At 61.5% G+C, this 13,664-nt stretch carries 11 protein-coding genes; 5 read left to right on the top strand and 6 right to left on the bottom strand.

Going from position 1 to position 13,664, the window contains the following annotated elements:
* The first annotated feature begins 153 nt into the window (after window positions 1-153).
* Window positions 154-1,533, top strand: coding sequence for an MFS transporter (locus AWX27_RS23655; RefSeq protein WP_038871834.1), 1,380 nt, complete (start codon window positions 154-156; stop codon window positions 1,531-1,533).
* Window positions 1,534-1,542: 9 nt separating this feature from the next.
* Here AWX27_RS23655 and chbG read toward each other — a convergent pair whose 3' ends face one another.
* The 6 genes from chbG to AWX27_RS23625 form a co-directional block, all read right to left on the bottom strand.
* Window positions 1,543-2,304 (bottom strand): chitin disaccharide deacetylase, encoded by a 762-nt coding sequence (gene chbG / locus AWX27_RS23650; RefSeq protein WP_060425319.1) that lies wholly within the window; start codon window positions 2,302-2,304, stop codon window positions 1,543-1,545.
* A gap of 148 nt (window positions 2,305-2,452) precedes the next feature.
* Window positions 2,453-3,301 (bottom strand): transcriptional regulator ChbR, encoded by an 849-nt coding sequence (gene chbR, locus AWX27_RS23645; protein WP_060425318.1) that lies wholly within the window; start codon window positions 3,299-3,301, stop codon window positions 2,453-2,455.
* 15 nt (window positions 3,302-3,316) lie between these two features.
* Entirely contained in the window at window positions 3,317-4,702 is a 1,386-nt protein-coding gene (locus tag AWX27_RS23640; protein ID WP_060425317.1) for a glycoside hydrolase family 1 protein, read from the bottom strand.
* Window positions 4,703-4,745: 43 nt separating this feature from the next.
* Window positions 4,746-6,107, bottom strand: a complete 1,362-nt coding sequence (gene chbC / locus AWX27_RS23635; protein ID WP_060425316.1) for a PTS N,N'-diacetylchitobiose transporter subunit IIC — start codon at window positions 6,105-6,107, stop codon at window positions 4,746-4,748.
* Between the two features lie 12 nt (window positions 6,108-6,119).
* Window positions 6,120-6,437, bottom strand: a complete 318-nt coding sequence (locus AWX27_RS23630; RefSeq protein ID WP_033641898.1) for a PTS sugar transporter subunit IIB — start codon at window positions 6,435-6,437, stop codon at window positions 6,120-6,122.
* Window positions 6,438-6,855: 418 nt separating this feature from the next.
* On the bottom strand, window positions 6,856-7,749 hold the full coding sequence (locus AWX27_RS23625; RefSeq protein ID WP_060425315.1) for a LysR family transcriptional regulator: 894 nt from the start codon (window positions 7,747-7,749) through the stop codon (window positions 6,856-6,858).
* Between the two features lie 106 nt (window positions 7,750-7,855).
* Here AWX27_RS23625 and AWX27_RS23620 point away from each other — a divergent pair, with 106 nt between their 5' ends.
* The 4 genes from AWX27_RS23620 (at window position 7,856) to mutS (ending at window position 13,527) form a co-directional block, all read left to right on the top strand.
* A complete protein-coding gene (locus tag AWX27_RS23620) occupies window positions 7,856-8,656 on the top strand; it encodes an SDR family NAD(P)-dependent oxidoreductase (RefSeq protein ID WP_060425314.1) in 801 nt (266 codons plus the stop codon).
* Between the two features lie 12 nt (window positions 8,657-8,668).
* On the top strand, window positions 8,669-9,640 hold the full coding sequence (locus AWX27_RS23615; RefSeq protein ID WP_060425313.1) for an aldo/keto reductase: 972 nt from the start codon (window positions 8,669-8,671) through the stop codon (window positions 9,638-9,640).
* Between the two features lie 29 nt (window positions 9,641-9,669).
* Window positions 9,670-10,662, top strand: a complete 993-nt coding sequence (locus tag AWX27_RS23610; protein ID WP_060425312.1) for a Vgb family protein — start codon at window positions 9,670-9,672, stop codon at window positions 10,660-10,662.
* A gap of 309 nt (window positions 10,663-10,971) precedes the next feature.
* Entirely contained in the window at window positions 10,972-13,527 is a 2,556-nt protein-coding gene (gene mutS, locus AWX27_RS23605) for a DNA mismatch repair protein MutS (protein ID WP_060425333.1), read from the top strand.
* Window positions 13,528-13,664: the final 137 nt, after the last annotated feature.

Here is a 13,664-nt window from a genome sequence, read left to right as displayed (position 1 = left end):
TCGCAGGAGGTGCGGTTTTAAGCGCCCAGCCAAGCTGCTAGTATCAAAAGAAGCGCCCCAGCGAGCGGCGGCGCACCAGCACAAGGAACATCACGGAGGCGGCACGCTGCGGCGGCGGCCTCAGGGCGCACCAGAAGAGATTAGGATGATAGCGTGAAAAAAACGTTGGGCGTATTCTTGCCGTTGTACACCACCACCCTGCTGCTGCTGTTGGGCTCGGGCCTGCTCACCACCTACGTCTCGCTGCGGCTGGCCTCCATCCACGTCAGCAGCGCGCTGATCGGCGCCATCATCGCCGCCAACTACATCGGGTTGGTGATCGGTGGCAAGGTCGGCCACTTTCTCATCGCCCGCGTCGGGCATATCCGCGCCTACGTGGCCTGCGCCGGCATCATTACCGCTGCGGTGCTGGGGCACGGCCTAACGGAGTTCATTCCCGCCTGGGTCGCCCTGCGCCTGGTGATCGGGCTGTGCATGATGTGTCAGTACATGGTGCTGGAAAGCTGGCTGAACGACCAGGCGGAATCCAACCAGCGCGGCATGGTGTTCGGCTTCTATATGGCGGCGACCTATCTCGGCATGTCGCTGGGCCAGATCGTGCTGATGCTGCAAAGCAACCTGGGCATCACCACGCTGCTGGTGATCGCGCTGTGCTTCGCGCTCTGTCTGGTGCCCATCGCCCTCACCACCCGCACCAATGCGCGCCACATGTCGCCGGCGCCGATGGAGCTGCGCTACTTTGTCGGCGCCATTCCCAAGGTGCTGGCCACCACGTTGGTGATCGGCATGGTGGTGGGCTCGTTTTACGGCCTGGCGCCGGTCTATGCCAGCCTGCAGTCCTTAACCACTCAACAAACCGGCCTGTTCATGGCACTGGCCATCTTCGCCGGGCTGGTGGCGCAGTTCCCACTCAGCTGGCTGTCGGATCGCTATAGCCGCCCGTTGCTGATGCGACTCAACGCTATTTTCCTGATCGTGGCGGCGCTGCCGCTGGCGCTGCTGCCGCACATCGATTTCCCGCTGCTGCTGGCGGTGGGCTTTGTCGTCAGCATGCTGCAGTTTACGCTCTACCCGTTGGTAGTGGCGCTGGCCAACGATCTGATTGAGCCGGAGCGCCGCGTCTCACTGGCCGCCTGCCTGCTGATGGCGTTCGGCGTCGGCGCCAGCATCGGGCCCTTGGCGGTCGGCGCGCTGATCGAGCCGCTTGGCGGTAATATCCTGTACGCCTTCTTCGCCCTGTGCGGCGTGCTGCTGGCGGCCCTCAGCCGCACGGCGAAAGCGGAGGAACCTCAGCTGGCGCAGGACGCACCGGTGCCGCATATTCCGCTGCCGGACAGCCTCACCAGTTCGCCGCTGTCGCCGGCGCTCAATCCGACCTTCGATGAGCAGATCATTCACGACACCATGCCGCCGCCGGAAGCGGCGCCCGATGTCGACGAGCCGCAGCCCGAGGAACAGGAGGCGGAGCCCCTGCCTCAGGGGGCCGATCCGCAAGAGGATACCGGCCTGAAAAAGGCGCACGCCATGCTGTAAACGGCAGCGCTACAGATCCAGGAAGGAGCCCAACATGAAACCGCGTTCGGCGATCGCCGCTTTCAGCGTCGGCGCGGTCAACACCTCCAGCTCGACGAGGCGCGGGTGACAATATTTGCTCTGCAGGATCGTCGCGTCGAGGAACGCCGGGTGGCACATCATTTCCAATGACTCGGCGCCCTGCTCGTCGGCGCGCGTCAACCGCTGCAGGAACAAGGCTTCGGAAATCATTTCACCGTAGAATCCCGCGTCAAACGCGTCGGTGCTGCAGGGCGTCTGCAACGTAATATCGCGCCGCTTCGCCTCTTCGCGATCGAGACGCAGCGGCAGACCCTGCGCCTGCGCAAACGCCTCCACCAGCGGGTAAATCTGCGGCTGCATATGCACATGGTGGTGGCTGTCGATGTGCGTCGGCGGCCTGCCGAACAGCGTCACAAACCGCGCGAACTGGCGCTGCAGTTCCTCCTGAATCTCGTCCAGCTGCAGCTCGCCGGCCTCGGCGCGGCACCACAGCCATTTACCCAGTTCGCCATGCTCGTTGACCAGCGAAGGCATGGCGCCCAGCGGCCTGCCATGGGTCAAAACGAAATGCAGCCCGATCGGCAGCCCCGGATATTGCCGGCTGAGCGCCGCCGCGTGCTGGGCGCCGCCGCCGTTCACCATCGCCGTGGTAGAGGAAACCACGCCATGCTGATACGCCTCGATGACGCCGTAGTTTTGCCCCTTGCTCAGGCCGAAGTCGTCGGCATTCACGATCAGTAGTTTTTCCATAATGGCTCCCGCGAGATGGATTTTTGGCAAGGGAAGCCCGACCGACCGACGCGGCATTCCCCTTCGCTAAGGTAAAAATCGAATGATTAACCGGCCGGCGGCCTGAAGCTCATCGGCATATCGGCGTTGATACTGATCGGGAGCGGCCCTAAAGAGGGCCGTAGCACTTTTTTCGGTAGTTGCCTGGGGTCACGTCGGTGAGCCGCTTGAAGTTCTTAATGAACAGGCTGACATCGCCATAGCCGGAATCAAAGGCGATATCGGAAACCGAAGAGTTGGTGACCTCCAGCTGCGTCTTGGCGAAATTGATGCGGATCTCATTGATCACCTGCATCGGCGTCTTATGGTAGTAACGCCGCATCGCCCGGGTCAGATACTCCTGGGTCTTCCCCGACAGCGCCACCATGTTCGCCAACGCCCTTTCGCCGAACATCGCCTTGTCATGCATGCCGGCCAGGGTGTTCTTCAGCCACTGCGGGATATCATCGCCGCCGTCGTTTTCTTCCTTATAGTGACGAATGCGGCTGATCACATAGAAAGTCAGCGTTTCGAGAAATTCGGCGAAATCATCCTCGCGAAACTGCGGCGAACTCACCACCGATTCGATATAGGCCAAAAACTCGCTCCTCAGGCTGTAGGCCTGCGAGGCGACGAAGCAGCGCGGCAGCTGCTGCAAATAGTGCTCTTCAAAGAACGCTTTGCTGACCGCCACGTTGAAGATTTTCGTCGCGCCGAACTCGTAAAAGCTCTGGTGGTAGGAGCCGATAGGGATAAAGACGAAATCCCCGCGTTCCAGCAGCACCCGCTTGCCGTTGATCTCCTGGTAGCACTTGCCGCTCAGCACGATGGTAAACTCGTAATAGTCGTGCTGATGCAGCCCAGTGGCGCTTTCCACCTTGTTGTAGATAAACAGGTGAAAATCTTTGCAGTTAAAAAAATCCTGCTCGCGAATCAGCTTCACGTCGTTCGCACTCAGCGAAATTCGGTTGTCGGACACAGCGCCGGCCTCCCGTTAGTCAAATCCGTTGCGTCTGGCCGCCTCGGCAAACCAGTAGCCGCTTTTCTTGATGGTGCGGCGCTGATCCGCCCGATCCAGCCGCACCAGCCCATAACGATTCTTGTAGGCGTTCAGCCAGGACCAGCAGTCGATAAAGGTCCACAGATGATAGCCTTTGCACTGCGAGCCTTCCGCCAGCGCGCGGTGCAGCCATTTCAGGTGCTCGCGAATAAAGTCGATGCGGTAATCGTCCTCCACCCGCCCATCGGCGCCGATAAACGCCTCTTCGCCTTCAACGCCCATGCCGTTTTCCGAAATATAACAAGGCAGATTGCCGTAGTTCTCTTTCAGATCCATCAGGATGTCGTACAGCCCCTTTTCGTAGATCTCCCAGCCGCGGTGCGGATTGATTTTGCGGCCCGGCATTGCATAGTAACTGAACAAATCCTCCGGCGATGCGATCGGCCCCTCGGCACGGCGCCCCTCTTTCGCCTGCACCCTGCGCGGTTGGTAATAGTTGACGCCGAGGATGTCCACCACGCCGTCTTCAATCAGCTGCGCATCCTGCGGCTCGCAGTGGGGCATCAGCCCATGCCGCTCCAGCAGCTGCAGCAACGCCGCCGGATAACGCCCTTTGGCGACCGGATCGAGGAAACTGCGGTTGAGCAGCAGATCGGCGTCGTGCGCAGCCTGCCGATCCTCCGACGCATCGGAACGCGGATAGGTCGGGCTCAGGTTCAAAATAATGCCGATATTCCCCGGCAGCTCCCGCGCTCTGAAACGCTGCACCGCCATGGCATGCGCCAGTACGCTGTGATACGCCACGGTGACCGCCCGTTTGAAGTCCACTACGCAAGGATAGTGCAGGTCATTCAGGTAACCGGCCTCCACCGGCACGATCGGCTCGTTGAAGGTGAACCAGTGGGTGACCCGATCGCCAAACAGACCGAAGCAAATGTCGGCGTAACGCGCATAGGCTTCGACCACCGCCCGGCTTTCCCAACCGCCGCGCTGCTGCATGCACAGCGGCATATCGAAGTGGTAGAGATTGATAAACGGGGTGATGCCCTGCACCAGCAGTTCGTCGATCATCGCGTTATAGAAAGCCACCGCCTGCGGGTTCACCTCGCCGTCGCCGTCCGGGATCAGCCGCGACCACGAGATCGACGTTCTAAAGGTATTGTGGCCCAACGTTTTGAGCAGCCCGATATCGGTACGGAAATGGTCGTAAAAGGTTGAGGCCTCGCCCGGCCCCACCCGATCGTGAAAGCGCTCGGGCGCGATCTCGTACCAATAGTCGAAGATGTTGCGGCTCTTGCCGTCCCGTGCGGCCGCCCCTTCAGACTGCGGCGCGGAGGTGGCGCTGCCCCACCAGAACCCGTCGGCAAATTGATATTCCATACTCGCGTCCCTCGCGGGGCGGCCACGCCGCCCCGTTCCACTGTTAGAATTTCAGCGCCTTGGCGATGTCTTCTTCGCTTTCCGTCGCCGCGTCGATCTGGCTCTGCGCCTTGTTGGAGATCGCCACGAACGGCAGATAAATCACGGTGGCGACCGCCAGGTTGAACAGGCTCAGCAATAGGGCCATGATGCTGCCGTTGGTGTTGAAGAACGCCCCCAGGCCGACCGGCATGGTCCAGGGCGCGATGTTGGTGATAGGCGGGATCAGCCCGGAGTAATAAGCCAGCGAGGTGATGATGGTCAGTACCGGCTGCACCAGGATGAACGGAATGAACATCACCGGGTTCATGATCACCGGCAGGCCGAACAGAATCGGTTCGTTGATCTGGAAGATGCCGGACGGCGTCGCCAGCTTGGCGACCTGGCGGTAATCTTCGCGGCGCGAGGCGATGAAGATGGCGATGATCAGGCCCAGCGTCGAACCGGTGCCGCCGAGGTAAATGTAGGAGTCGACGAACGGCTTCGCCCACATGTGGAACTCTTTCCCCGCAGCCACCGCCGCTTCGACCGAACCGTATTTGTTATACAGCTCCACGTTTTCCAGCGCGAACGGCGTCATGATGCCGCTGTCCAGCGCCGCCAGCGCCATGGAGCCGTGCACCCCAAAGAACCACAGCAGCGAAGAGAACAGCACGTACACCCAGCCCACCACGCTGCCCATCTTGGCCAGCGGCGCCGAAATGCCGTCCATGATGATCTGGTGGAAGTTGGTGCCCCAGTGCGCCAGCGCGAACGCCACCAACCCCATGATGGAGAGGATGATGAAACCGGGGATCAGCGCCGAGAAGGAGCGCGACACCGAAGCCGGCACGCTGTCCGGCAGGCTGATCACCCAGTTGCGCCGCACGATGAAAGCAAACATCTCGGCCACCGCCAGCCCGATCACCATACCGGAAATGATGTTGGCGCCGCCCAGCCAGTTAGCGCCCACCGCATAGGCTTCGCCGACGTTGAACGGCGTGACGGTCATAAAGGCCGCCACCGCCAGCAGCGCCGAAGCCAGCGGATCGACCTTGCGCTCTTCGGCCAACGCCATGCTGATAAAGAACGGCGTCATCAGGGACATGATCCCCAGCGTACCGTTGTAAACGCTGCCGCCGATGCTCTTCAGCCCGTTCAGCGTCTCGATGGTGGAGGCATCCAGGCGCACGCCCAGCGAATAGAAGAACGATCCTTCGCCAAAGCTCAGGAACACGTTGTTGATCAACACGAACATCGCCCCGGTCAAGGTCAGCGGCATCAGGCGAATAAAGCCGTTCTTGATGGCGTTGACGTGGGGCTGCTTACCGATTTTTACGGCGAAAGGCAGGATAACCTTCTCGAGCGAGGCAATGAGGGTATTCACGGCGGCCTCCTGTTATTGATTGGCTTTCTTGATGGCGGCCACCGCGGCCTTCAGCACCCCCAGCCCATCGACCTTGCCGTACAGCAGCGGATCGATGACTTCAACAGGTTTGTTGGGCAGCTGTTTTTGCACTTCCGGCAAGGTGTAGGCGATCTGCGGCCCCAGCAGGATCAGATCCGCTTCAATGCCTTTCTCCGCGGCCAGCGCCTCCGGATAGGCGGCGATGATCACCGGTACTTCGTATTTCTCGGCCTGCGCCTTCATTTTTGATACCAACAGGGAAGTGGACATACCGGCAGAACAAAACAGATAGATTTTTTTCTTTTCCATACCAAGCACCTCAGATAATCAAAAAAACCCCGTGTTATTTGTATGCCAGATGCAATCACGATTGCTTCACGCACATTCCTTATGAAAATTTCCGTCACGTTGCCCTGGTTGCAGACAGTATACGGAGCATGAAAAACGGATCGGTAAGCCAGCGGGGATAATAACCGTCTCTCCTTGACCAGCCGGCTTGACCCCCTTCACATTTCACATAAAAAAATAGTGTGACCGGGCTCTCAAATAACCGATAAAAACTCGGAATATTCGCAATTAATACTCAAATAACAATTATAAACAGCCAGTTATAAACTCGCCGGGAATTTAAGGGATTATTTGCGCCCGAACAAACGAAGAGGGAATAAAAATAGTTCAAGCTTGATTCACTTACTTGCCATCCGAACGCGATGGCCGGTAAAGAAGATTAGGTGGGCAGACGCAGCAACTCGATCACCGTGGTCAGCGCCACGGAATGATTCCTGCGGTTGGGATAATAGAGGTAAAAACCGGGAAACGGCGCGCACCAGTCGGCCAACACCCGCCGCAGCCGCCCACTAGCGAGGTGTTCTTCCACCTCCTGTTCGATGGCGAAAGCGATGCCGACGTGCGCCAACGCCGCCTGCAGCAACAGCCTGGCGTCATCCACGATAAGCGGGCTGTTGACCGCCACGGAAAATCGCTGCTCGCCCTGCTGAAATGCCCATTTGTAGCGCTCGCCCGAAGAGGCCTTGCGCCAACCGATGCAGCGGTGCTGCAGCAAATCCTGTGGATGCGTCGGTTCGCCGTACCGTTGAAAATAGTCCGGCGTGGCGACGATGGCAAAACGCAGATCCGGCGTCAGGCGCACCGCACGCATATCGTTGTGCAGATCCTCGCCGAGCCGAATACCGGCGTCAAAGCCTTGCTCGACGATGTTGGCAAACCCTTCGTCCGCCACTACCTCCAGCGTAATGCCGGGGTACTCGCTGGCCAACCGCCCCAGATGCGGTACGATGGCGAGATCGATCGCCGAACGCGGCGCGTTGATGCGCACCAGGCCGCGTGGCCCTTCGCGAAACGCATTCAGGCTCTCCAGCGCGGCGTCGATGTCGGTAAAGGCCGGCACCAGCTGTGCCAACAGATGCTCACCGGCCTCCGTCGGCGAGACGTTGCGGGTGGTGCGGTTCAACAGGCGAATGCCCACCTGCGCTTCCAGTTCGCGCAGGGTGTGGGTCAGCGTCGGCGGCGTCACGCCCAGTCGGGCGGCGGCGCGGCGGAAGCTGCGTTCACTGGCGATAGCCACGAAGGCCGCCAGGCCGGACAATTCGGGTTTCTTCATGCTATTAATATAAATTATCTAATAGTGAGATGAATTTTTAGCGGATAGTTATCCGTCATCTAACAACATAGCATTGCGATCGAACCCATTACCAGGTATCGATGCGATGATTAATACTACAGCCCCAACTCATGAAACGCCGCGCCGTCTGGCTGACAAAGTCGTGCTGGTAAGCGGCGGCGGCACCGGTATCGGCCGCGCAGCCGCGCTGGCCTATGCCCGCGAAGGCGCAAAAGTGGCGCTGGCCGGCCGGCGTGCGGCGGAAATTGAAGCCACGGCGCGCGACATCGCGCTCGCCGGCGGCGACGCCCTGCCCATCGTGGCCGACGTCTCCCAGGAAAACGACATCCGCAGGCTGCTCGCCACGGTGACCGCCCACTACGGCCGGCTCGACGTCGCCTTCAACAACGCCGGCATCATCGGCAACTTCGCCCCCATCACCGAACAGAGCAGCGAGGATTTTGACCGCGTGATCGCCATTAACCTCCGTGGCGTCTGGCTGGCGATGAAATACGAGATTGAAACCTTCCTGGCGCAACATTCAGGCGGCGTGATCATTAACACCTCCTCCTGGCTGACCCACGGCGCGCTCGCCGGCTCATCCAGCTATTCCGCCAGCAAAGGCGCGCTCGATGCGATGATCCGCGCGGTGGCGCTCGAATACAGCGGCCAGGGCATCCGCGTCAACAACATCAACCCCGGCATCATCGACACGCCGATGGCGCGCGGCAGCGTGGCCGACAGCGCGGCGTTTGCGCCCTTTATCGCCCACACGCCCGCCGGCCGCCTGGGCGAATCGGAAGACATCGGCGATGTGGCACTGTGGCTGGCGACGGACGAAGCCCGCTTCATCACCGGCCAAAGCCTGCTGGTGGACGGCGGCTACACCATCGCCGGCATGCGCTGAGGGGGCGACGCCATGAACTACGTTCGGCTTGGCGACAGCGGCCTGCAGGTGTCCCGCCTTTGTCTGGGCGGCATGACCTACGGCGATCCGGCCTGGCGGCCCTGGGTGCTGAAAGAAGAGCAAGCGCGCCCCTTTATCCGCGAGGCGCTGGAGGCGGGCATCAACTTTTTCGATACCGCCAACATTTACTCCGGCGGAGAAAGCGAGCGCATTCTCGGCCGCGCGCTGAAGGCGTTCGCCCGTCGTGAAGACGTGGTGATCGCCACCAAAGCCTACTTTCCGATGGACGCGCAGCCGAACAGCCGCGGGCTGTCGCGCAAGCACCTGCTGCACAGCGTCGACGCCTCCTTGCAGCGGCTGGGAACGGATTACCTCGATTTGTTCGTCCTGCACCGCTTCGACACCGAAACGCCGATCGAAGAAACTGCCGACACCCTCGACGGCCTGGTGCGGGCGGGCAAGATCCGCTATCTCGGCGCGTCTTCACTGCACGCCTGGCGCCTGATGAAAATGCTGGCCTTTCAACGTCAGCACCGCCTGGCGCCGTTTATTTCGTTGCAAAGCCAATACAACCTGGTGACGCGTGAAGACGAAGAAGAATTGATCCCGCTGTGCCTGGAGGAAGGTCTTGGCCTGACGCCCTGGTCGCCGCTGGCCCGCGGCGTGTTGGCCGGCTCCGCCAGTGGCGGCACGCTGCGCGCCGCCACCGACGAACAGGCGCCCCGTTGGTACGGCGGCAGAAACGAGGTGGAATGCACCGTCGCTGCCGTAGCGGAGGTGGCGGCCGTGCACAGCGTTCCACCGGCGCAGATCGCGCTGGCTTGGCTGTTGGCCAAACCCGGCGTAGCGTCGCCGCTGGTGGGCATGTCCAAGCCACACCATCTGCAGGATGCGCTGGCGGCGCTCGACCTCAGGCTATCGCCGGAAGACGTGGCCGCGCTGGAGGCGCCAATGGCACACGCTGCCCGCCCCGAGCGCTGGTAGCCCCCTTTCCCTCATTCCCGGAGAGAAACATGTCATACGCTGTTACCGCGCGAGCGGCGTTGTTCACCCTCGCTGCCGCATTCACCCTTAGCGCGCCGGCGCAGGCCGCCGTCAGCGCAGACTGCACGGAAAGCAGCATAACGCTGCCGCCCGGCGCACGTTACCCCAACGGCATCGCCCGCGCGGCGGACGGTACGCTGTATGTCGGGCTGATCACCAGCGGCAACGTGCTGCGCAAACGGCCGGGGCAGGCGTGGGAAACCTTCTTCCCCGGTGCTGACACGGTGTTCGCCTCAAACGCGCTGCGGCTGGACGAACGGCGCGGGCTGCTGTGGGGGAACTCGCCAGACTTTCTCTCCGGCGGCAAAACGCGCGCCAACCGCATCTATGCGCTGAACGTCGCGGATGGCACCCTCAACCGCAGCCTGGCGCTGCCGGCGGGGGAAATGGGCAACGATATCGTGCTTGGCGCAGACGGCACGGTGTACGTGACGGAAACCCGCGGCGGCGGCATCCTGCGCCTGCGGCCGGGCGAAACGGCATTCAGTACGCTGTATCGGGATCCGCAATTGGCGGCTCCCAGCGGGTTGGGGGCCGCCGGGATCGTGCTGCTCGACGACCGGCTGATGGCAGTCGCCAATTTCGGCACCGGTAAGCTCTACGCCCTCAGCTATAACGATCCAAAGCCGCAGCTGACGGAAATGCAGCTGCCGCGCCTCATCGAAAACCCGGACGGGATGGGGTTGGCACCGGACGGCGCGCTGATCGTGCTGGAAAACGGGATCCAGAGCGGCCAGGGGCGGATCCTGCGGATCCCTTCCCCCAAGGCGGCAGGCATGCACCGGATTGAGATCTTGCGCGAAGGCATGGAATCGCCGGTCAACCTGACTATCACGCCACAAGGCTGCGCCTTCGTCAGCGAATCGCGCATCCGCCACCGCCTGCTGCCCGGCCATGAAACCGAAGTGCCCGACAGCTTCCGCCTCTATCAACTGCCTTTGCCTCTCACCGCCGCGCAATAACCTTTCCACCACCACTGCGGGCGGCGACTTGCGTTGTTGCCCGCAGGCGAACAACAATCTCGCTGCGTTACAAACCGGCCTTGCGCAGCGCTTCCCATTTTTACCTGTGACAGCCGATTGCCCGCTAGGCTAGTATAAGCGTCTGTGCAAACCTCGGGTTTGAGCGCGCCGTCTGGCGTTTTGATGATTTGATTTGCGCCGCCCGGCAAGCGCTAAATGGGGCGGCGCCTGCTGAAACAATGTGATAGCGAATGATGACAATGAAAATCACAGTGACCTTTACATTCAATGGATTGGAAAAATAATCGCATGAATAGCACCGATAAACTCGATTCGCACACGCCAATGATGCAGCAGTACCTGCGCCTCAAGGCCCAGCATCCTGAAATCCTGCTGTTCTACCGCATGGGCGATTTCTACGAGCTGTTTTACGACGACGCCAAGCGCGCTTCCCAACTGCTGGATATCTCGCTGACCAAACGCGGCGCCTCGGCGGGTGAACCGATCCCGATGGCCGGCGTGCCGCACCACGCGGTGGAGAACTACCTGGCCAAGCTGGTGCAGCTCGGCGAGTCCGTCGCCATCTGCGAGCAGATCGGCGATCCGGCCACCAGCAAAGGGCCGGTCGAACGCAAAGTGGTGCGTATCGTCACCCCCGGCACCATCACCGACGAAGCGCTGCTGCAAGAGCGCCAGGACAACCTGCTGGCGGCGATCTGGCAGGACGCGCGCGGCTTCGGCTACGCCACGCTGGACGTCAGCTCCGGCCGCTTCCGCGTCGCCGAGCCGCAGGATCTGGAAACCATGGCCGCCGAGCTGCAGCGCACCAATCCGGCCGAGTTGCTCTACCCGGAAACCTTCGAACAAATGGCGCTCATAGAACAGCGCCACGGCCTGCGCCGCCGCCCACTGTGGGAATTCGAGCTTGAGACCGCGCGTCAGCAGCTCAACCTGCAGTTCGGCACCCGCGATCTGACCGGCTTTGGCGTCGAGCAGGCGCACCAGGCGCTGCGCGCCGCCGGCTGCCTGCTGCAGTATGTCAAAGATACCCAGCGCACTTCGCTGCCGCACATTCGCGGCCTCACCATGGAGCGCCAGCAGGACGGCATCATCATGGACGCCGCGACCCGCCGCAATCTGGAGCTGACGCAAAGCCTGTCCGGCGGCAGCGACAACACGCTGGCGGCGATCCTCGATCGCACGGTCACGCCGATGGGCAGCCGCATGCTGAAACGCTGGCTGCACATGCCGACCCGCGATATCAAGGTTCTCACCGCCCGCCAACAGGCGATCGGCGCATTGCAGGACCTGTTCACCGATCTGCAGCCTTCTCTGCGTCAGGTGGGCGATCAGGAGCGAATTTTGGCGCGTCTGGCGCTGCGCACCGCGCGGCCGCGCGATCTGGCGCGCATGCGTCATGCTTTCCAGCAACTGCCGGACATCCGCGCGCTGCTGCAAGACGTGGACACCCCGCACGTGCAGCAGCTGCTGTCACAGGTGGGCCAGTTCGACGAGCTGCGTGAGCTGCTGGAACGCGCGGTCATTGAATCGCCGCCGGTGCTGGTGCGCGACGGCGGCGTGATCGCCCCCGGGTACAACAGCGAACTGGACGAGTGGCGCGCACTGGCCGACGGCGCCAGCGACTACCTCGATCGGCTGGAGATCCGCGAGCGTGAAAAACTGGGGCTGGATACGCTCAAGGTCGGTTTTAACGGCGTACACGGCTACTACATTCAGGTCAGTCGTGGCCAAAGCCACCTGGTGCCGATCCACTATGTGCGCCGCCAGACGCTGAAAAACGCCGAGCGCTACATCATCCCGGAATTGAAAGAGTACGAAGACAAAGTGCTCACCTCCAAGGGTAAGGCGCTGGCGATCGAGAAAAGCCTGTACGACGAGCTGTTTGATCTGCTGCTGCCGCACCTGGCGGAACTGCAGCAAAGCGCCGCCGCACTGGCCGAGCTGGACGTGCTGGCCAACCTGGCCGAGCGCGCCGATACCCTGAACTACGCTTGCCCAACCATGAGTGAACAGCCGGGGATCCGCATTACCGAAGGCCGCCACCCGGTGGTAGAGCAGGTGCTGAGTGAGCCGTTTATCTCCAACCCGCTCACCCTGTCGCCACAGCGCCGCATGCTGATCATCACCGGCCCGAACATGGGCGGTAAAAGCACTTATATGCGGCAAACGGCGCTGATCGTGCTGATGGCGCACATCGGCAGTTACGTGCCGGCCACCAAGGCCACTATCGGCCCGGTGGATCGCATCTTCACCCGCGTCGGCGCGGCGGACGATCTGGCTTCCGGCCGCTCTACCTTCATGGTGGAGATGACCGAAACCGCCAACATCCTGCACAACGCCACCGAGCACAGCCTGGTGTTGATGGATGAAATCGGCCGCGGCACCTCCACTTACGACGGCCTGTCGCTGGCCTGGGCCTGCGCCGAGAACCTGGCCAACCGCATCAAGGCGATGACGCTGTTCGCCACCCACTACTTCGAGCTGACGACGCTACCGGAGAAAATGGAAGGCGTGGTCAACGTGCATCTGGACGCGCTCGAACATGGCGATACCATCGCCTTCATGCACAGCGTGCAGGACGGGGCTGCCAGCAAAAGCTATGGCCTGGCGGTCGCCGCGCTGGCCGGCGTGCCGCGCGACGTCATCAAGCGCGCCCGTCAGAAGCTGCGCGAGCTGGAGTCTATCTCCAGCCACACCGCCTCGGGCAGCGTCGATGCCACCCAGATGACGCTGCTGCAGGAAGAGACCTCGCCGGCGGTAGAAGCCCTGGAGGCGCTGGATCCGGATTCCCTGTCGCCACGCCAGGCGCTGGAATGGATCTACCGGCTGAAAAATATGGTGTAGTCTGGCGCCAAACGCGGGCATAAAAAAACGGTGAGCATCATGCTCACCGTTTTTATTCGTTGTGCACCGAAAACCCCCAGCTAGGCTGGGGGTTCCGTAAAGCTTACAGCTTTGAGTATGCTTTTAAAGCCCCTTTT

It is taken from the genome of Serratia sp. 2880STDY5682894 (assembly GCF_001537385.1).
Lineage (GTDB): Bacteria > Pseudomonadota > Gammaproteobacteria > Enterobacterales > Enterobacteriaceae > Serratia > Serratia nevei.
The sequence above is the reverse complement of the archived record's forward strand: the minus strand, read 5'-3'. Positions and strand labels throughout refer to the sequence as shown.

Bases quoted from the DNA above. Each gene is read 5' to 3' on its own strand.
- chbG (WP_060425319.1), bottom strand. From the start codon at position 2,304: ATGGAAAAACTACTGATCGTGAATGCCGACGACTTCGGCCTGAGCAAG.
- AWX27_RS23640 (WP_060425317.1), bottom strand. From the start codon at position 4,702: ATGGAATATCAATTTGCCGACGGGTTCTGGTGGGGCAGCGCCACCTCC.
- AWX27_RS23630 (WP_033641898.1), bottom strand. From the start codon at position 6,437: ATGGAAAAGAAAAAAATCTATCTGTTTTGTTCTGCCGGTATGTCCACT.
- AWX27_RS23625 (WP_060425315.1), bottom strand. From the start codon at position 7,749: ATGAAGAAACCCGAATTGTCCGGCCTGGCGGCCTTCGTGGCTATCGCC.
- AWX27_RS23620 (WP_060425314.1), top strand. From the start codon at position 7,856: ATGATTAATACTACAGCCCCAACTCATGAAACGCCGCGCCGTCTGGCT.
- AWX27_RS23615 (WP_060425313.1), top strand. From the start codon at position 8,669: ATGAACTACGTTCGGCTTGGCGACAGCGGCCTGCAGGTGTCCCGCCTT.
- AWX27_RS23610 (WP_060425312.1), top strand. From the start codon at position 9,670: ATGTCATACGCTGTTACCGCGCGAGCGGCGTTGTTCACCCTCGCTGCC.
- mutS (WP_060425333.1), top strand. From the start codon at position 10,972: ATGAATAGCACCGATAAACTCGATTCGCACACGCCAATGATGCAGCAG.